Source organism: Acidimicrobiales bacterium (assembly GCA_041394245.1).
Taxonomy (GTDB): Bacteria; Actinomycetota; Acidimicrobiia; order Acidimicrobiales; family Aldehydirespiratoraceae; genus JAJRXC01.
In genome coordinates, this window is record JAWKIR010000002.1 from 1,234,394 (window position 1) to 1,252,821 (window position 18,428).

The following is an 18,428-nucleotide window of genomic DNA, read 5'->3' on the forward strand; positions in this document are numbered from 1 at the left end:
CTCCATAGCGAGCACGAACAACCGTACATGAAATGCGAAACCAAGCCCTCGGCCGATTAGTACCGGTCAGCTGAACACATTGCTGTGCGTACACTTCCGGCCTATCAACGTGGTGTTCTACCACAGGCCTTACCCGGTTAACCCGGTGAGAGATCTCATCTTGGAACAGGCTTCCCGCTTAGATGCTTTCAGCGGTTATCCCTTCCGTAGGTCGCCAACCAGCCATGCCCTTGGCAGGACAACTGGCACACGAGAGCTACGTCCATCCCGGTCCTCTCGTACTAGGGACAGATTTCCTCAAATCTCTTCCGGCTACAGAGGATAGGGACCGAACTGTCTCACGACGTTCTAAACCCAGCTCGCGTACCGCTTTAATGGGCGAACAGCCCAACCCTTGGGACCTGCTTCAGCCCCAGGATGCGATGAGCCGACATCGAGGTGCCAAACCTTCCCGTCGATATGGACTCTTGGGGAAGATTAGCCTGTTATCCCCGGGGTACCTTTTATCCGTTGAGCGACGGCGCTTCCACACGCAACCGCCGGATCACTAGCTCCTACTTTCGTACCTGCTCGACTTGTAAGTCTCGCAGTCAAGCTCCCTTGTGCCATTGCACTCGACGACTGATTGCCAACCAGTCTGAGGGAACCTTTGAGCGCCTCCGTTACACTTTAGGAGGCGACCGCCCCAGTCAAACTACCCACCTGGCACTGTCCCTGACCCGGATAACGGGCCGAAGTTAGATTTCCAGCATGAGAAGGGTGGTATTTCAAGGACGACTCCACACCAGCTGGCGCCGATGCTTCCTAGTCTCCCACCTATCCTACACAACTCAGACCAAAAACCAATACCAAACTGTAGTAAAGGTCCACGGGGTCTTTCCGTCCTTCTGTAGCTAACGAGCATCTTTACTCGTACTTCAATTTCGCTGGGTCTATGGTTGAGACAGTTGGGGAGTCGTTACTCCATTCGTGCAGGTCGGAACTTACCCGACAAGGAATTTCGCTACCTTAGGACCGTTATAGTTACGGCCGCCGTTTACTGGGGCTTAGGTTCAGAGCTTCGCTCGAGAGCTAACCCTTCCCCGTAACCTTCCAGCACCGGGCAGGAGTCACAGCGTATACAGCGCCTTACGGCTTCGCACGCTGCTGTGTTTTTAGTAAACAGTCGCTTCCCACTGGTTTGTGCCACCCCTTCGAGCTCAGACAGCAAGTGTCGTCACCCTAGTGGGGTCGTCCTTCTCCCGAAGTTACGGACGCATTTTGCCGAGTTCCTTAACCATAGTTCTCCCAATCACCTTGGTATTCTCTACCTGCCCACCTGTGTTGGTTTGGGGTACGGGCACCACACGTACTAGCTAGCGGCTTTTCTTGGCAGCATAGGATCAGTGACTTCACGACAATTCGTTCGGCGTCGCGTCTCAGGATTCATGAGGACCGGACTTACCTGGGCCTCTCCCTACACGCTTACCCCAGGATAACCATCACCTGGGATCACTTACCTTCCTGCGTCCCCGCATTGCTTGCCGCCACAACCTGGGTCGGTTCGTCTGCCGGCCGTTTTACGGGCTAGCAGCATCCCCTTAGCAAAGTTGCTTTGACATGGGCGCATAATGTGGTGGTACTGGAATATCAACCAGTTGTGCATCGACTACGCCTCGCGGCCTCGCCTTAGCTCCCGACTCACCCTGGGAGGATTAGCCTTCCCCAGGAACCCTTGGGCTTTCGGCGGAGGGGTTTCTCACCCCTCTTTCGCTACTCATGCCTACATTCGCACTCGACCACGCTCCACGACGGTTTCCACCGCCGCTTCTCTGCGAGATCGACGCTCCGCTACCACTCGTACTTGCGTACGAATACACAGCTTCGGCTCTGTACTTGAGCCCCGTTACATTGTCCGCGCAGGATCACTCGACCAGTGAGCTATTACGCACTCTTTCAAGGGTGGCTGCTTCTAAGCCAACCTCCTGGCTGTCTGTGCAATCCCACATCGTTTACCACTTAGTACAGAATTAGGGGCCTTAGCTGGTGTTCTGGGCTGTTTCCCTCTCGACCACCGAAGCTCATCCCCCGGGGTCTCACTGCCGCACTCTGGAACCATGGCATTCGGAGTTTGGTTGGGGTCGGTAACCTTGTGGGGCCCCTAACCCATCCAGTGCTCTACCTCCATGGCTGAACATGCGACGCTGCACCTAAATGCATTTCGCGGAGAACCAGCTATCACCGAGTTTGATTGGCCTTTCACCCCTAACCACAGGTCATCCCCTCCGTTTTCAACCGAAGTGGGTTCGCGCCTCCACGGGGTCTTACCCCCGCTTCACACTGCCCATGGCTAGATCACTCGGCTTCGGGTCTACAGCATGCGACTGAACGCCCTGTTCAGACTCGCTTTCGCTCCGGCTTCCCCTCACGGGTTAACCTTGCCACACACCGTAACTCGTAGGCTCATTCTTCAAAAGGCACGCCATCGCGGCCACCGAAGTGACGACGCTCTGACTGCTTGTAAACCAACGGTTTCAGGTACTATTTCACTCCCCTCCCGGGGTACTTTTCACCTTTCCCTCACGGTACTAGTTCACTATCGGTCACTGACGTATACGTAGCCTTACGAGGTGGTCCTCGCAGATTCACGCCGGCTTTCCCGGATCCGGCGCTACTCGGGAGACACGATCGGAGGCAAGATGCGTTTCGTGTACGGGGCCATTACCCTCTACGGCCGACCTTTCCAGGGTCGTTCCACTACACACTTGCTTTGTAACTCCGTGAGGACTCTGACGCGTCCTCTATCGGTTCCCACGACCCCAATGTGGCAACGCCGTCAGGCTTTCCACCACACTGGTTTAGGCTCATCCCGTTTCGCTCGCCGCTACTCAGGGAGTCGCTGTTGCTTTCTTTTCCTCTGGTTACTTAGATGTTTCAGTTCACCAGGTTCCCTCTACCTGCCCTATGTGTTCAGACAGGAGTAACACCCCATTACGAGTGCTGGGTTTCCCCATTCGGTCATCCGCGGATCGACGCTTAGTCGGCAGCTCCCCGCGGCTTATCGCAGCCTCTCACGACCTTCATCGGTAGTCAGTGCCAAGGCATCCACCGTTGGCTCTTAGTAGCTTGGAATTTCTACATTTCAAGAAATTGATATTTATTCGTCTACTCGAAAGTAGACGACATCTATTTAAAGATGCTCGTGCTCGCTATGCAATTCTCAAGAGGCGTACACGACGAATGCCCCGCACCGACCGAGGGCCGTGTGAGGGGCAGAGCGTCTGTGAAGAGCGGCCGGATACGACCACGCCTTCAAAGCGGAAGAGACGAACACCGACACTGCGCTCCTACTCGCCTGCATGCAGGTTTTCGTGAGGGCAGTGAACGAATAGCGAGTGCCTAACTGGGAACCTACTCGAGTCGCCGGCTCATATGAGCCGGATCATCGAGAGGAGCTCCTTAGAAAGGAGGTGATCCAGCCGCACCTTCCGGTACGGCTACCTTGTTACGACTTCACCCCAATCACCAACCCCACCTTCGGCAGCTCCTTCCCCGGGGGGTTAGGCCACTGACTTCGGGTGTTGCCGACTTTCGTGGTGTGACGGGCGGTGTGTACAAGGCCCGGGAACGTATTCACCCCGGCGTTGCTGATCCGGGATTACTAGCGACTCCAGCTTCATGGAGTCGAGTTGCAGACTCCAATCCGAACTGAGACCGGCTTTATGGGATTCGCTCGACCTCGCGGTCTCGCAGCCCTCTGTACTGGCCATTGTAGCATGTTTGCAGCCCTGGATATAAGGGGCATGATGACTTGACGTCATCCCCACCTTCCTCCGAGTTGACCCCGGCAGTCTCCTACGAGTCCCCACCATTACGTGCTGGCAACATAGGACGAGGGTTGCGCTCGTTGCGGGACTTAACCCAACATCTCACGACACGAGCTGACGACAGCCATGCACCACCTGTGTACCGCCCCGAAGGACACCATATCTCTATGGCTTTTCGGTACATGTCAAACCCAGGTAAGGTTCTTCGCGTTGCCTCGAATTAAGCAACATGCTCCGCCGCTTGTGCGGGCCCCCGTCAATTCCTTTGAGTTTTAGCCTTGCGGCCGTACTCCCCAGGCGGGGCACTTAATGCGTTAGCTACGGCACGGAATCCGTTAGAAGATCCCACACCTAGTGCCCAACGTTTACGGCATGGACTACCAGGGTATCTAATCCTGTTTGCTCCCCATGCTTTCGCTCCTCAGCGTCAGTACCGGCCCAGAGCACTGCCTTCGCCATTGGTGTTCCTCCTGATATCTGCGCATTCCACCGCTACACCAGGAATTCCACGCTCCCCTACCGGACTCTAGTCACCGCAGTATCAGATGGCGTCTCGGGGTTGAGCCCCGAGTTTTCACATCCGACTTACGGAACCGCCTACGAGCTCTTTACGCCCAATAAATCCGGACAACGCTTGGTCCCTACGTGTTACCGCGGCTGCTGGCACGTAGTTGGCCGGACCTTCTTCTGTGACTACCGTCATTTTCGTCGTCACTGAAAGTGGTTTACAACCCGAAAGCTGTCATCCCACACGCGGCGTTGCTGCGTCAGGCTTTCGCCCATTGCGCAATATTCCCCACTGCTGCCTCCCGTAGGAGTCTGGGCCGTGTCTCAGTCCCAGTGTGGCTGATCGTCCTCTCAGACCAGCTACCCGTCGATGCCTTGGTGAGCCGTTACCTCACCAACTAGCTGATAGGCCGCGAGACCCTCCTAGAGCGCCTGAGCTTTCTTCACTCGGCCATGCGGCCATGTGAAGGCATCCGGTATTAGCCGTCGTTTCCAACGGTTGTCCCGGTCTCTAGGGCAGGTTTCTCACGTGTTACTCACCCGTTCGCCACTGTCCCCCGGAGCAAGCTCCGGGATCTCGTTCGACTTGCATGTGTTAGGCACGCCGCCAGCGTTCGTCCTGAGCCAGGATCAAACTCTCCGTCGAGATCTCCAGACCAGCCGAAGCCGGTCCTTGAATCGGGTTGCTGCCTCTCCAACCACCGGGCAAGCCCGGTGATCGCATGGAGAAGCCGCGTACTGAGAGCCGGCCACCGCTGGCTGCAGTGACCATTTTGTTTTGCCCCACGATCCGAAGACCGTGTGACGTGGCTCGCCGGGGCCGTTGAGAGCCCCGGCATATTTGAATTGACAGATGCCGTTCTGGATTGCGAAACCCAAAACGTCACCCGCACTCGCTTTTGCGTCCGTCTCTTCCGTTTTCAAGGTGCGATCGACACGTTGGCTCGCCGCGACATCGCTGTTGCGGAGATTGTGTGCCGGGCACGCGGATCGAGCGGACTCGATTGCCGTCGGTGCCTTGCAGAAGCTTCCAGGGGCTATTGCCCACAGAGGCGAAAGGTCACGCTACCGGGAGAGTGTCGGAGCGTCAACCCCTTCACTCACGATTTTTCCGGTGGATCCGGCCGATGGGCCGCACTCACCTTCAAGCGCCAGAGCACACTACCGGCGCCACCCTGATCGCGCGCCGGGGATCTTTGTGAACCACGTCACACGCAGCGTTCAGACCCGCACCGCGAGGTGGCGCTGCTTCTTTCCCCGCTGCACGAGGGCGTAGCGGTCGTCGATGAACGCCACGGAATCCGCGGCGGCCGCCACCTTCTCGCCGTTGACACGGATACCACCCTGTTCGATCGTGCGCCGCGCCTCTCCCTTCGAGGCGCACACCCCCGTCGCAACCAAGAGCGCGACCACCGGTTCATCGGGATCGAGTGGCTCGGAGAGTTCGGTCTCGGGCACGATGCCGCGGAGCGACTCGAGGCCCTCACCGTCGAGCGGGTCTGCACCGAACAGGGCGCCGGCAGCGCGGCGGGCCCGCCGCACCTGGTCGTCGCCGTGCACCAAGGCAGTCACCTGGTCGGCGAGTACGCCTTGCCCATGACGGGCCTCCGGCGACCGCTGGTGCTCGGCCATGACGTCGGCGACATCGGCGACGGGTAGCAGCGTGAGTTGGAGCAGGAACCGCTCGACGTCTCGGTCGTCGGTCCGCAGGAAGTACTGATGGAACTCGTATGGCAGCGTGCGGTCGGGCGACAGCCACACCGCGCCATCGGCGGTCTTGCCGAACTTGGCGCCGTCGGATCGGGTCACGAGCGGCACCGTGAGTCCGTGGACGTGGGCCTGGCGGCGCCGACGGATCATGTCGATCCCTGCAGTGATGTTGCCCCACTGGTCGGATCCACCCACCTGCAACTCGCAGCCGTAGCGGGCATGGAGCTCGACGAAGTCGTTGGCCTGCAAGAGCATGTAGCTGAACTCGGTGAACGAGATCCCCTGCTCGCCCTCGAGCCGACTCCTGATGGACTCCTTGGCGAGCATGGTGTTGACAGTGACGTGCTTGCCGACATCGCGCAGGAAGTCGAGCACTTCGACCCCGACCGTCCACTCGCGGTTGTCGACGAGCTGACCACCGTCGTCGATGTCGACGATGGCGGCCAGCTGGCTCCGGATGGCCGCCAGGTTGCGGCCCAGGGTGTCGGCATCGAGGAGGTTGCGCTCATCGGAACGCCCGGACGGATCGCCGACCATCCCGGTGGCGCCACCCGCCAGGGCGATGGGCCGATGACCGAAATCCTGGAACCTCCGAAGGAGCAGGAGCGGAACGAGGTTGCCGATGTGGAGGCTGTCGGCGGTCGGATCGAAGCCGCAGTAGAGGGTGATCGGACCCTCGTCGAGGCGGCGACGAAGAGCAGCCTCGTCGGTCGAGTCCTGGATCAACCCCCGGGAACGGAGATCGTCGAGGATGGCGGAACCGGACCCAGGCGTTGTCACGGCACCGAGGATAGGCATGTGCGACTGCGGTGGATCGTGAATTCGGATGTTCGCGCGTCCCTGCCGTGGATCACCGCGCGTTCGCGGACAGAATGGGCGCTCATGCGCCGCCCACGTCGCCTCCTCCTCGCGCTCTTGGTCCTCGCGTCGCTCTCGGCTGCGTGCAGCTACGAGACGCAGGACTTCGAAGCGCTCTTCGGCGAGGACTTCTCCGTCGACCAGCTCGAGACCGCGCAGTCGTCCCGGATCTTCGACCGCAACGGCACCACCATCACCGACCTCCGCGGCGAACAGAACCGCACCGACATCCTCTTCGAGCAGATCCCCGAGGTCGTCTACAACGCCGTCGTCGCCATCGAGGACGAGCGGTTCTGGGACCACTCCGGCGTCGACTTCAAGGCGATCCTGCGCGCCGCCCGATCCAACGTCAACGCCGGCGGCATCAGCCAGGGCGGGTCCACGATCACCCAGCAGTACGTCGGCAACGTCTTCCTCGAGCGCTCCGACCAGACCGCGGGACGCAAGGTCGAAGAGATCTTCATGGCCCGTCGCTTCGAGCAGAACTTCAGCAAGGAGTTCATCCTCGGGCGCTACCTCAACTGGGTCTACTTCGGCAACGGCGCCTACGGCGTCGAGGCCGCCGCACGCGAGTACTTCGGGCCGCCCGACTGCGCCCGTCAGGCAAGCCTCGACCAGGCCGATGATCGGGACTGCCTGAAGGTCACCGAACTCACCCTCGTGGAGGCCGCCACCATCGCCGGCCTCATCCAGGCACCGGGCCGCTTCAACCCCTACGACAACTACGAAGCCGCCCGCGACCGACGCGACCTGGTCCTCCTGCGCATGTTCGCCAACGACTACATCACCGAAGACGAGTACAAGAACGCCCTGCTCCAGCCGATCGAGCTCGTGGAGGACATCCCGCTGCTCGAGGAGCGTTACCCGGCGGCGCACTTCGTCGACGAGGTGAAGCAATGGTTCCTCGGAAACGAACTGTTCGGGGAGACCCGCGAGGATCGGGCTCGCCTGCTGTTCGAGGGCGGCCTGACGATCCGTACCACCATCGATCTCGACCTCCAGGCGAAGGCGGAAGCCGCAGTGGCCGACGTGCTGCCCGACATCGCCGCCGACGGGCGCAAGAACCCCGATGCCGCAGTGGTGACACTCGGCACGACCGCCGCCGACGACGGCCATGTTCTCGCGATGGTGGGCGGTCGCGACTTCTTCGGCGACAGCACCTACGCCAAACTCAACCTCGCCACAGGCACGGGGCGCCAGGCCGGCTCGTCCATGAAGCCGATCGCGCTCGCCGAGTGGCTCCAGAGTGGGCGGCCGGTCACGAGCATGTGGGACGCTCCGGTCCGGCTCACGATCGACAACCCCCAGGTCTGTGGTGGCCCGTGGAACGTGCGGGGCGGAACCGGCGGACGGGTTTCGCTGATTCGCGCGACCCGTAGCTCGCTCAACACCGTGTTCGCCCAGGTGATGGTGGCGATCCGGCCAGAGAAGTTCGTCGAGCGGGCCGAGTCGCTCGGTATCGGCGAGGACCGGATCAAGCCCGTGTGTGCGGCGGTGCTCGGTAGCGAGAACGTCAACATGCTCGAGATGGCCACTGTGTACTCCACCTTCAGTCGCAGCGGCACGAGGGTCGATCCCGTCTTCGTCACCCAGGTCGTCAATCCCGACGGCACGCTGCTCTACGAGTACTCTCCGTCACCGCAACCGGTGCTGACCCAGAGCGTGGCCCACCAACTGACCTGGGTCCTCGAGGGTGTCGTGAGCGGCGGCACCGGTACCCGAGCCCAGCTGGCCGACGGCCGGACCGCAGCGGGCAAGACCGGCACGACACAGAACAACGTCGATGCGACCTTCGTCGGCTTCACCCCCCAGCGCACGACCGCGGTGTGGGTCGGGTTCCCGACGGAGGGGCAGATCCAGATGACCAACTACTTCAACGGGGGCAGCGTCCAGGGCGGCACGTTCCCGGCGATGATCTTCAAGGCCGTGATGGACCTGGCCCACGAGGGGCTGCCGGTCGAGGCGTTCCCCGCCCCACCACCGAGCTCGACCACCACGACGATCCCCCTGCCACCACAGTCCGTCACGGTGACCATGCCCGACCTCGTCGGTCGTACCGTCGACGACGCGCTCTATGCCGAGATGGATGCGGCGCGGCTACAGCTCAACGCCTTCGAGGTCGTCCGCGACGACGTTCCCGAAGGGCAGATCGTCTCTCAGGTTCCGGCCGCCGGGCTTGTGGTGCCGGGCGGGACCGTGGTCTCGGTGGGCATCGCCGTCGCACCGATCTCCTCGCCGGTACCCAACGTCATCGGAATGACCGAGGCCGTCGCCCGTCAGGCACTCGGCGGCGACGGATTCCTCATCGAGGTCAGCTACGAGACCCAACCCGAACCGGGCGACAGCGGCGTCGTCGCCGGCGAGGTGTGGGCCCAGGATCCGCCTGGGGGCACCGAACGCGACGGCATCGACACGGTCCGCCTGAAGGTCAATCCTCCCTCCGAGGGCGGTGACGGAGGATGACCACTGCGTACGACGCGCCCCACGACGAGCTCGAGGGGCGCTACTGGAGCCCCACGCGCATCGCCCTCGCTCTGGTGGTGCTGCTGATCACCGCCATGTGGGTGTGGATCTACCTGTGGGCGCCCCGCAGCAACCCCGACCGGCTCGACACCCGCGCATTCGCCGACGCCGCACAGGAGTGGTGCGAGCCCTTCGCCGCCGATCTCGACGCCTTGCCGATCACCACGACCGACACCACGATCGCCCAGCGAGCCATCAACGTCGCCGAGGGCACCCGGCTCACGGTGGCGATGGTCGAAGGATTGAAGGCCGAGGCCGCCGCGGTCACCGACGAGAACGACGTGCAACTCCTCACCCTCTGGTTCGACGACTGGGACGCCTACGTGGCCGACCGCGAGGCGTATGTCGAGCTACTCCGCGACGCACCGGCCGACGCCGATCGCAAAGATCTCGCCTTCACGCTGACCGAGCGCGCCGCCGGTGGCATCTACACCCGAACGATCGACGGCTTCGCCGAGGTCAACGACATGGCCTCGTGCGCCGTGCCGCGCGACATCTAGGCGCCTCGACACCCAGACATCGGCGACCCACACCTAGCCGGCGAGTTGCCGACCGGCGAGCGCGAATCCGCGGCGAGCCATGCGCTGCAATCCTTCGTCGACGCCGAGCGCCGCGAGTTGGTCGGCCCGAACCCATCGTTGATCCTGCGACTCGTGGTTGGCTGCGAGCACCGCGTCGTCGGGGGCGATCACCAGGAAGCGAACGTCGAAGTGGTCGTGGGCGTCCTCGTTCGGCGGGTCGACCCGATGGATGTCGAGATCGAGCGCGATCGGCCAGATGCGCAGACCATCGATCCCTGTCTCCTCCTGAGCCTCGCGCAGCGCGACCGCGGGGAGGTTCGCATCACCATCGGCGTGGCCGCCCGGTTGCACCCAGATCTGCAACTTCGTGTGGAAGAGCATCAGCGTGCGTTGTGCCGACGCGTCGACGACGAATGCACTCCCGGTCAGGTGACCCGGGCGCTCGGAGCGATCCAGGGGTTGGGGCCGTTCCTCGAGCAGTCGCCGCATGCGGTCGCGGGTCTCGCGGAGGTCGTCGTGGTCGACCGGAGCGATGGCGGCCCACGCGTCGCCGAGCCATGACGACCGTTGCAGGCGAGGGTCACCGGCCTGGAGAAACGAGGGCGCGGACATGAAACCGACGCTATCGGCCCGGCACGGGACGGCTCACCTCCGCCACGCCGGGCACGGCGAAGCGCCACGGGAGATCGATCCCCTGCGACAATCCGATCCGCGTACCCACCGCGGGACGGTCCGGAGGCGGTGTGCCGTCGTCACGAATCGACACCCCGTGGTCAGCTCGCACCAGATCGGCGCCATCGTGCTGTCCGCCGATCCCGAACGCCTGCGCGAGTTTCGCCGGGCCGTTGGCGAGATCGCGGTCGCGCCGGGCGGCGGGGCGACGCAGTCGCATGCGCGGGACGCCCCGCAGCGGCGTGACTGCCCGGAGCAGCACTGCGCCGGAAACACCCGACCGATCGGTGACCACGTTCGCACACCAGTGCATCCCGTAGGTGAAGTAGACGTAGAGGTGCCCGGGCGGACCGAACATGACCTCGGTGCGGGGTGTGACACCGCGGTAGGCGTGGGAACCCGGGTCATCGCTTCCCCGATACGCCTCGACCTCCACGATGCGGCCGGCGACACCCGGCGCCACGAGCACCTTGTTGAGCAGGTCGGGGGCGACTTCGAGCGTCGGTCGGGCGAAGAACCGCCGACCGAGCCGTCGGCTCATCCGCCGAGATGGGCGCGGAAACGTCGGAGCTGATCGGCGACGGCAGCCGGAGATCCGCCGCCGTGGGTGGTCCGCCGGGTGACCGACACCCCGGGGGCGAGCAGCGCCGCGGCGTCTGGTCCGAGGTCGTCGTGGGCCGCGACCAGATCCTCGAGCGATCCCTCACCGGCGAGTGCCTTGCGCACCAGCTCGCCGACCACGGCGTGGGCGCTCCGGAAGGGCATTCCCTGGGCCACCAGCCACTCGGCGAGGTCGGTTGCCGCTGCGAACGGCGACGAAGCCGCCTCCTCCATCCGCTCGGTCCGGAAGCTGGTGGACGCCACCATGCCGTCGAGCGCGAGCAGGGTGAGACGGACCGTGTCGACCGAGTCGAACAGCGGTTCCTTGTCCTCCTGGAGATCCTTGTTGTAGGTGAGGGGCAGACCCTTGATGGTCGTGAGCAATCCCGTGAGGTGGCCGATCAGACGGCCGGCCTTCCCCCGAGCGAGTTCGGCGATGTCGGGGTTCTTCTTCTGCGGCATCATCGAGGACCCGGTGGAGAATGCATCGTCGAGCTCGACGAAGCCGAACTCGGTGGATGCCCACAAGATGAACTCCTCCCCCATCCGACTCAGGTGCACACCCAGGAGGGCCAGGGCGAAGAGCGTCTCGGCCACGAAGTCGCGATCGCTGACCGCATCGAGCGAGTTGTCGAACACGGCGGCGAAGCCGAGTTCGGCGGCCGTGATCGACGGATCGAGCGGCAACGACGACCCGGCGAGCGCGCCGGCGCCCAACGGCGACACGTCGAGGCGCGCCCGCGCGTCACGCAGGCGCGAGACGTCGCGGGAGAGCGCCCAGCCGTGGGCCAGGAGATGATGGGCCAAGGCCACGGGTTGGGCCTGCTGCAGATGGGTGTAGCCGGGGAGGTAGGCGTCGCCTGCGGCCTCGGCCTGGGCGAGCAACGTCCGTTGGAGGCGCTCGACCAGCGAAACGACCTCGTCGATCGCCGACTTGGTCCAGAGGCGCAGATCGGTGGCCACCTGGTCGTTGCGACTCCTCCCGGTGTGGAGCTTGCCGCCCGCGGGTGCGAGTTCGGTGACCCGCCGCTCGACCGCGGTGTGGATGTCTTCGTCGCTGGCGACGAACACGAAGGAGCCGTCGGACATCTCGGCCTCGACCGCATCGAGTGCGTCGAGCACCGCATCACGTTCCCCGGCGTCGAACAGCCCGACATCGGCCAGCATCCTGACGTGGGCGCGCGAACCGGCGATGTCCTCACGGAACATCCGACGATCGAACGGCAGGGAGTCGTTGAGCGCCTGGAGCGCCTCGGAGGGCCCGCCCTCGAAGCGCCCGTGCCAGAGCTGGCCACGTGCGGACACGATCAGCCGCGCTTTCGCGCGAGGTTCCGCAGGCGCAGTGCATTGAGCTTGATGAAGCCCTCGGCGTCGGCCTGGTCGTAGGCGCCGCCGTCCTCTTCGAACGTGGCGATCTTCTCGTCGAACAGCGAGTCGTCGGACTTGCGGCCGGCGATGCCGACGTTGCCCTTGTAGAGGCGGACCCGCACGTCGCCGTTGACGTACTGCTGGCTGTGGTCGATCGCCACCTGGAGCATCTCGCGCTCGGGGCTCCACCAGAAACCGTTGTAGATCAGCTCGGCGTACTTCGGCATCAACGAGTCCTTGAGATGCGCGACCTCGCGATCGAGGGTGATCGACTCGATGGCGCGATGGGCCCGGAGCATGATCGTGCCGCCGGGGGTCTCGTAGGCGCCACGACTCTTCATGCCGACATAGCGGTTCTCGACGATGTCGAGCCGGCCGACCCCATTGGCCCCGCCCACCCGGTTGAGTTCGGTGAGCACCTCGGCCGGCGACATCGCGTTGCCGTCGATGGCGACGATGTCGCCCTTCTCATACGTGAGATCGAGGTAGGTCGCCTCGTTGGGTGCCATCTCCGGGCTCACCGACCAGCGCCACATCTCCGCCGGCGGCTCGGTGAAGGGATCCTCGAGCGGGCCCCCTTCGAACGAGATGTGGAGCAGGTTGGCGTCCATCGAGAACGGCGACTTCTTGCCCCGCTTCATCTCGATAGGGATGTCGTGCTCGGCGGCGTAGTTCATCAAGGACTCGCGCGAGCCGAGATCCCACTCACGCCACGGGGCGATCACCTTGATGTCGGGCGACAGTGCGTAGGCCCCGAGCTCGAAACGGACCTGGTCGTTGCCCTTGCCGGTGGCGCCGTGACTGATCGCGTCGGCGTCGTGCTCGGCCGCGATCTCGACGAGGCGCTTGGCGATGAGCGGGCGGGCGATCGAGGTGCCGAGCAGGTATTCGCCCTCGTAGACGGTGTTGGCCCGAAACATCGGGAACACGAAGTCGCGCACGAACTCCTCGCGCACGTCCTCGATGTGGATGTGCTCTTCGGGCACTCCCATCTGGAGCGCCTTGGCCCGGGCCGGCTCGACCTCTTCGCCCTGGCCGAGGTCGGCCGTGAACGTGATCACTTCCGCGTCGTAGGTCTCCTGGAGCCAGCGCAGGATGATCGAGGTGTCGAGACCGCCGCTGTAGGCGAGAACAACCTTCATGTCAGTACCACTTCTTTCGAGAGTTCCTAGAGCCCGGCCAGATCGCGGAGACGAACGGCCAGATCGGTGCCGCTGATGGATTCGGCGGCGACCACGAGCAGGGTGTCGTCACCCGCGACGGTACCGAGGATGTCCTCGATGCCCGCACGATCGAGCGCCGACGCGACGACATGAGCCGAGCCCGGAGGGGTGCGGAGCATGACGATGTTGCCCGACGACGCGACGTCGGCGACCCAGTCGCCCATCACTCGCCGGAGGTGGTCGTGCGGCGCGATCCGGTCGACCGGGTGCTCCGGGATGGCGTAGACGGTTTCCCCACCGGGCACCCGTACCTTGATCGCGCCGAGATCGTCGAGGTCGCGCGAGACCGTCGCCTGGGTGGCGACGATGTCCTCCGCCTCGAGAAGCTCGACCAGCTGGGTCTGGCTGGTCACCGACTGCTCCTCGAGGAGCGACGAGATGCGGTGCTGGCGGCGTGCCTTGCTCATCCGCCCTGCCCCTCCCCCATCAGCCACGCCAGGAGACCACGGGCGGCGTGCATGCGGTTGGCGGCCTGCACCCAGATACGGCTCCGCTCGCCGTCGAGCACACCGTCGACGACCTCCTCACCCCGGTGGGCGGGCAGGCAGTGCAGGAAGATGGCACCGGCCGATCCCAGGGCCATCAGCCGCTCGTCGATCTGGAACCCCTCGAAGTCGCGACGGCGCTGTTCGGCCTCGGCCTCCTGCCCCATCGAGGTCCAGGTGTCGGCGTAGACGGCATCGGCGCCGGCAACCGCGTCCTCGGGGCGATCGAAGATCTGGGGTTCGCCGCTGACCCGGATCCGGTCGAGGTCGGTCTCGGAGAACGTGTAGCCGCCGGGACTGGCGATCCGGAACTGCATGCCGGAGAGCGCCGCGCCGATCGCGAGCGAGCGGGCGACGTTGTTGGCGTCGCCCACATACGCCACCGTGCGACCCTCGAGGGCCCCGAACTCGCGACGCATGGTGAGGAGATCGGCGAGGGCCTGCATGGGATGCCCTTGATCGCTCAGCAGGTTGACCACGGGTGCCCGATCGACCTTCGCCATGCGCTCCACGACCCCGTGGTCGAAGACACGGGCCCCGATCGCCGCGTGGAACCCGGCCATGGCGTTGGTGACGTCCTCGACCGATTCTCGGGTGTCGAGGCCCACCTCCTCGCCCTGGATGTAGACCGGATGACCACCGAGCTGCACGACCGCCATCTCCATCGAGTTGCGGGTACGGGCCGACGGCTTCTCGAAGATCAGCGCCATACCCTTGCCGGCCAGCAGGCGCGGTGGGTCGGGAAGCGTCGCGAGGTCGAGCACACGGGCGAGTTCGTTCGACGACAGGTCGTCGACTTCGAGGAAGTGACGCATCACTCGGCCTCCGGGGGTGTGGAGAGGACGGCGGCGATGATGCCGACGGCCTCGTCGATCTGTTCGTCGGACACGATGAAGGGCGGAGCGATCCGCAGTGCGGTCGGTGTGATCCCGTTGAGGATCAGGCCGCGGTCGAGACAGGCACGGGCGATCTCGGCTCCGGTACGACCGGCGAGCGCTTCGGGGGTCAGCTCGATGCCGAGCAGCAGGCCGCTGCCGCGCACATGGTCGATGCCGTCGACCTCGGCGAGCCGAGCCCGCACCACCGTCTCGCGGTCGCGAACGAGCGCCGGCGCGTCGAGCTCCTCGTAGCGGCCGATGGTCGCCCTCGCCGCGGCGAGGGCGAGCGCCTGACCGGCGTAGGTGGATCCGTGGTCGCCGGGTCCGAACGATGCCGCGACCTCGTCACGCGCCCAGATCGCCCCGACGGGCATGCCGTTCGCGATGCCCTTCGCCAGCGCGACGACATCGGGCCGCACACCCGCGTGCTGGAACCCGAACCACTCACCGGTACGGGCGAACCCGGTCTGCACTTCGTCGAGCATCAACAAGATGCCCCGCTCGTCGCAGATGGCCCGCACGCCACGGAGGTACTCGGGGTCGGCGGGATTGACGCCGCCCTCTCCCTGCACCGGTTCGAGGAGGATCGCGCCGACTTCGGGACTCAGCGCCCGTTCCAGCTCACCGAGGTCGTTCCATGCCACGTGACGGAATCCCTCGGGCATCGGCTGGAACGGCTCGTGCTTCTCGGGCTGACCGGTCGCGGCGAGGGCCGCGAGGGTGCGGCCGTGGAACGAGCGCATGGCGCTCACCACGACATGACGGCCGCGCCCCTGGTACTTACGGGCGATCTTGATCGCGGCCTCGTTGGCCTCCGCCCCCGAGTTCTGGAAGAGCACCTGACCGGGACCGGCATCGATGAGTTCGGAGATCTTCTCGGCCACGGGCGCCTGATGCTCGTTGGCGAACAGGTTCGAGGTGTGGGTGAGCGTGGCCGCCTGGGTCGCGATCGCCTCGGTGACCACCGGATCGGCGTGGCCCAGCGAGGTCACGGCGAGGCCGCACAGGAAGTCGAGATGACGCGTGCCCTCGCGATCCCAGAGTTCCGCCCCACTGCCCTTCACGAACAGCCTCGACGGCGACCCGTAGTTGTTCATCAGCGGGCTGTGATCGCCCGTCGCTCCCCACGCGGCAGCCTGCTCGGCGGTCATGTCGACGCTCCCGGGGTCACCATGGTTCCGATGCCGGCATCGGTGAACAGCTCGAGCAGGAGCACATGGGGGATGCGGCCGTCGAGCATGTGGGCCGACTTCGCGCCGGCCTGCACGGCATCGATGCAGGCCCGGACCTTCGGGATCATGCCCCCGCTGATCGTGCCGTCGGCGATCATCGACTCGATGTCGGCGACATCGGCCCGGGCGATGATGGACGACACGTCGTCGACATCGGTCAACAAGCCGGGCACGTCGGTGAGATAGATGACCTTCTCGGCGCCCAGGGCACCGGCGAGCGCGCCGGCGACGGTGTCGGCGTTGATGTTGTAGGCCTGGCCCGAGGCATCGGAGCCGATGGTCGAGACGACCGGGATCATGTCCTCGGCCAGGAGGCGCTCGACGATGCCGGGCTGCACCGATTCGACGTCGCCGACGAACCCGAGCGCCGCGTCGCGGGCTCGCCGTGATCAGGCCGCCGTCCTCACCGGACAGGCCGACCGCATACGCTCCGTGGACGTTGATCGCGCCGACGATGTCGCGCCCCACCTTGCCGACGAGCACCATGCGGGCGACATCCAGCGTGTCTTCGTCGGTGACCCGGAGGCCGTCGACGAACTCGGTCTCCTTGCCGAGACGCTTCAACATCTCGCCGATCTGTGGCCCACCGCCGTGGACCACCACCGGCTTGAGACCGACAGAGCGCAGCAGCACGATGTCTTCCGCGAAGGTGGTCGCCAACGACGGGTCGACCATGGCGTTGCCGCCGTACTTCACCACCATGACGGCACCGCGGAACCGCTGGATGTAGGGCAGCGCCTCCACCAATGCGCCGGCCCGTCGGCCGGGTGCGAATCCGCGGTCGGACAGTTGTTCGGTCTCGGTCATGAGCGGTACCCCGCATTGATGTCGATGTAGCCGTGGGTGAGGTCGCAGGTCCAGATGGTGGCCGATCCGTTGCCGACGCCGACATCGACCACGATGCGCACCTCGTCGCCCTGCAAGTGGGCGGTGGCCCGCGCCTCGGAGTAGCCGGCGACCTGCACACCGTGCGCAGCCACCTGCTCGGGACCGATCCAGATGGCGAGTTCGTCGCGGTTCGCCGCCTGGCCCGCCTTTCCGACGGCCATGACGATGCGACCCCAGTTGGCGTCCTCGGCCGCGAGCGCGGTCTTGACCAGCGGTGAGTTGCCGATGGCGAACGCGATGGTCTCGGCGGCATCGTCGGACGCGGCACCGGTCACCTCGACCTCCACGAACTTCGTGGCTCCTTCGCCGTCGCGCACGATCTGGTGGGCGAGATCGAGCAGCACCGCGTCGAGCGCGGCCTGGAAGCGGCCGAAGCGTTGGTCCTCGACGCTCGCGAGTGCGTGGTCGACCTGGCCGGTGGCGAAGAGCAGCACGGTGTCGCTCGTCGATGTGTCGCTGTCGACGGTGATCCGGTTGAACGAGGCGGCCACCGACGCCGACAGGGCGTGTTGGAGGACATCGGGGGCGACAGCCAGGTCGGTGAACACGAAGCCGAGCATGGTCGCCATGTCGGGGGCGATCATCCCGCTGCCCTTGGCGATACCGACGACGTGGGCGCCGGTCCCGGGGACCGACCGGAATGCCGCCTTGGAGAAGGTGTCGGTCGTGCGGATCGCCCCTGCGGCATCACGCCAGGTCTCGGCGTTCGAGCCGTCGAGCTTCCCGGCCAGGGCGGGAAGGCCGGATCGCAGCGCGTCCTCCGGCAGTGTCTCGCCGATGACGCCGGTCGATGCCAGATAGATCCGCTCGGGATCGATTCCGAGCGCCGCACCGACCAGTTCCGCGGTCAGCGCAGCAGCGGTGTCGCCCGCCTTCCCCGTGAACGCGTTGGCGTTGCCGCTGTTGCACACCACCGCGCGGGCGGTGCCGTCACCGGCGGCGAGGATCCGCCGACACCAGTCGACCGGAGCGCTCGGGCACAGGCTCTTGGTGAACGCGCCGGCCACCGTTGTCCCCTCCACCATCTCGGCGAGGAACAAGTCGGCTCGCTTCGCGTAGCGGATGCCGGCCTCGTGGGTCGCGAGCCGGAGCCCGGCGATCGGAGGGAGATCGGGGAACGATGCCGGCGCGAGCGGGGAGATGTCGGTCATGACGCG

General features: G+C 64.8%; 13 protein-coding genes and 2 rRNA genes. 3 read left to right on the forward strand and 12 right to left on the reverse strand.

The window, feature by feature from the left end; all coding sequences use genetic code 11:
* Nucleotides 1-36 precede the first annotated feature (36 nt).
* The 3 genes from R2707_06225 to tyrS form a co-directional block, all read right to left on the reverse strand.
* Nucleotides 37-3,111 (reverse strand): 23S ribosomal RNA (locus tag R2707_06225).
* Between the two features lie 331 nt (nucleotides 3,112-3,442).
* Nucleotides 3,443-4,959, reverse strand: a 16S ribosomal RNA gene (locus R2707_06230).
* Together the 16S and 23S rRNA genes form the textbook arrangement of a ribosomal RNA operon.
* Before the next feature lie 575 nt (nucleotides 4,960-5,534).
* Nucleotides 5,535-6,803 carry a tyrosine--tRNA ligase gene (gene tyrS / locus R2707_06235; GenBank protein ID MEZ5244672.1) on the reverse strand — a complete coding sequence of 423 codons (1,269 nt, stop codon included), beginning with the start codon at nucleotides 6,801-6,803 and terminating at the stop codon, nucleotides 5,535-5,537.
* Between the two features lie 102 nt (nucleotides 6,804-6,905).
* Between tyrS and R2707_06240 the strand changes: the two genes are divergently transcribed.
* Nucleotides 6,906-9,344, forward strand: coding sequence for a transglycosylase domain-containing protein (locus R2707_06240; protein ID MEZ5244673.1), 2,439 nt, complete (start codon nucleotides 6,906-6,908; stop codon nucleotides 9,342-9,344).
* Nucleotides 9,341-9,904 (forward strand): hypothetical protein, encoded by a 564-nt coding sequence (locus R2707_06245; protein ID MEZ5244674.1) that lies wholly within the window; start codon nucleotides 9,341-9,343, stop codon nucleotides 9,902-9,904. Before R2707_06240 ends, R2707_06245 begins: the two co-directional genes overlap by 4 nt.
* A gap of 33 nt (nucleotides 9,905-9,937) precedes the next feature.
* On the opposite strand, the gene R2707_06250 is transcribed toward R2707_06245, so the two are convergent.
* From R2707_06250 to R2707_06285, 8 genes are read right to left on the reverse strand one after another with little or no spacing between them, the layout of a single operon-like run.
* Nucleotides 9,938-10,537, reverse strand: coding sequence for an NUDIX hydrolase (locus R2707_06250; protein ID MEZ5244675.1), 600 nt, complete (start codon nucleotides 10,535-10,537; stop codon nucleotides 9,938-9,940).
* A gap of 10 nt (nucleotides 10,538-10,547) precedes the next feature.
* Entirely contained in the window at nucleotides 10,548-11,138 is a 591-nt protein-coding gene (locus R2707_06255) for a DNA-3-methyladenine glycosylase (GenBank protein ID MEZ5244676.1), read from the reverse strand.
* Nucleotides 11,135-12,502 (reverse strand): argininosuccinate lyase, encoded by a 1,368-nt coding sequence (argH, locus tag R2707_06260; protein MEZ5244677.1) that lies wholly within the window; start codon nucleotides 12,500-12,502, stop codon nucleotides 11,135-11,137. Before argH ends, R2707_06255 begins: the two co-directional genes overlap by 4 nt.
* A gap of 2 nt (nucleotides 12,503-12,504) precedes the next feature.
* Nucleotides 12,505-13,707, reverse strand: a complete 1,203-nt coding sequence (locus R2707_06265) for an argininosuccinate synthase (protein MEZ5244678.1) — start codon at nucleotides 13,705-13,707, stop codon at nucleotides 12,505-12,507.
* A gap of 26 nt (nucleotides 13,708-13,733) precedes the next feature.
* Nucleotides 13,734-14,195, reverse strand: a complete 462-nt coding sequence (gene argR / locus R2707_06270) for an arginine repressor (protein MEZ5244679.1) — start codon at nucleotides 14,193-14,195, stop codon at nucleotides 13,734-13,736.
* Nucleotides 14,192-15,088 carry an ornithine carbamoyltransferase gene (gene argF / locus R2707_06275; protein MEZ5244680.1) on the reverse strand — a complete coding sequence of 299 codons (897 nt, stop codon included), beginning with the start codon at nucleotides 15,086-15,088 and terminating at the stop codon, nucleotides 14,192-14,194. The genes argR and argF overlap by 4 nt, the downstream gene beginning before the upstream one ends.
* Complete coding sequence (locus R2707_06280) at nucleotides 15,088-16,302, reverse strand: aminotransferase class III-fold pyridoxal phosphate-dependent enzyme (GenBank protein ID MEZ5244681.1); 1,215 nt, start codon at nucleotides 16,300-16,302, stop codon at nucleotides 15,088-15,090. Before R2707_06280 ends, argF begins: the two co-directional genes overlap by 1 nt.
* The gene (locus R2707_06285; protein MEZ5244682.1) at nucleotides 16,299-16,721 is read right to left on the reverse strand and encodes a hypothetical protein; all 423 of its coding nucleotides are present in this window, start codon (nucleotides 16,719-16,721) and stop codon (nucleotides 16,299-16,301) included. The genes R2707_06280 and R2707_06285 overlap by 4 nt, the downstream gene beginning before the upstream one ends.
* Nucleotides 16,722-16,815: 94 nt before the next feature.
* Between R2707_06285 and R2707_06290 the strand changes: the two genes are divergently transcribed.
* On the forward strand, nucleotides 16,816-17,220 hold the full coding sequence (locus R2707_06290; protein MEZ5244683.1) for a hypothetical protein: 405 nt from the start codon (nucleotides 16,816-16,818) through the stop codon (nucleotides 17,218-17,220).
* On the opposite strand, the gene argJ is transcribed toward R2707_06290, so the two are convergent.
* A complete protein-coding gene (argJ, locus tag R2707_06295; protein MEZ5244684.1) occupies nucleotides 17,187-18,422 on the reverse strand; it encodes a bifunctional glutamate N-acetyltransferase/amino-acid acetyltransferase ArgJ in 1,236 nt (411 codons plus the stop codon). The two genes, R2707_06290 and argJ, sit on opposite strands and share 34 nt — an antisense overlap.
* Nucleotides 18,423-18,428: the final 6 nt, after the last annotated feature.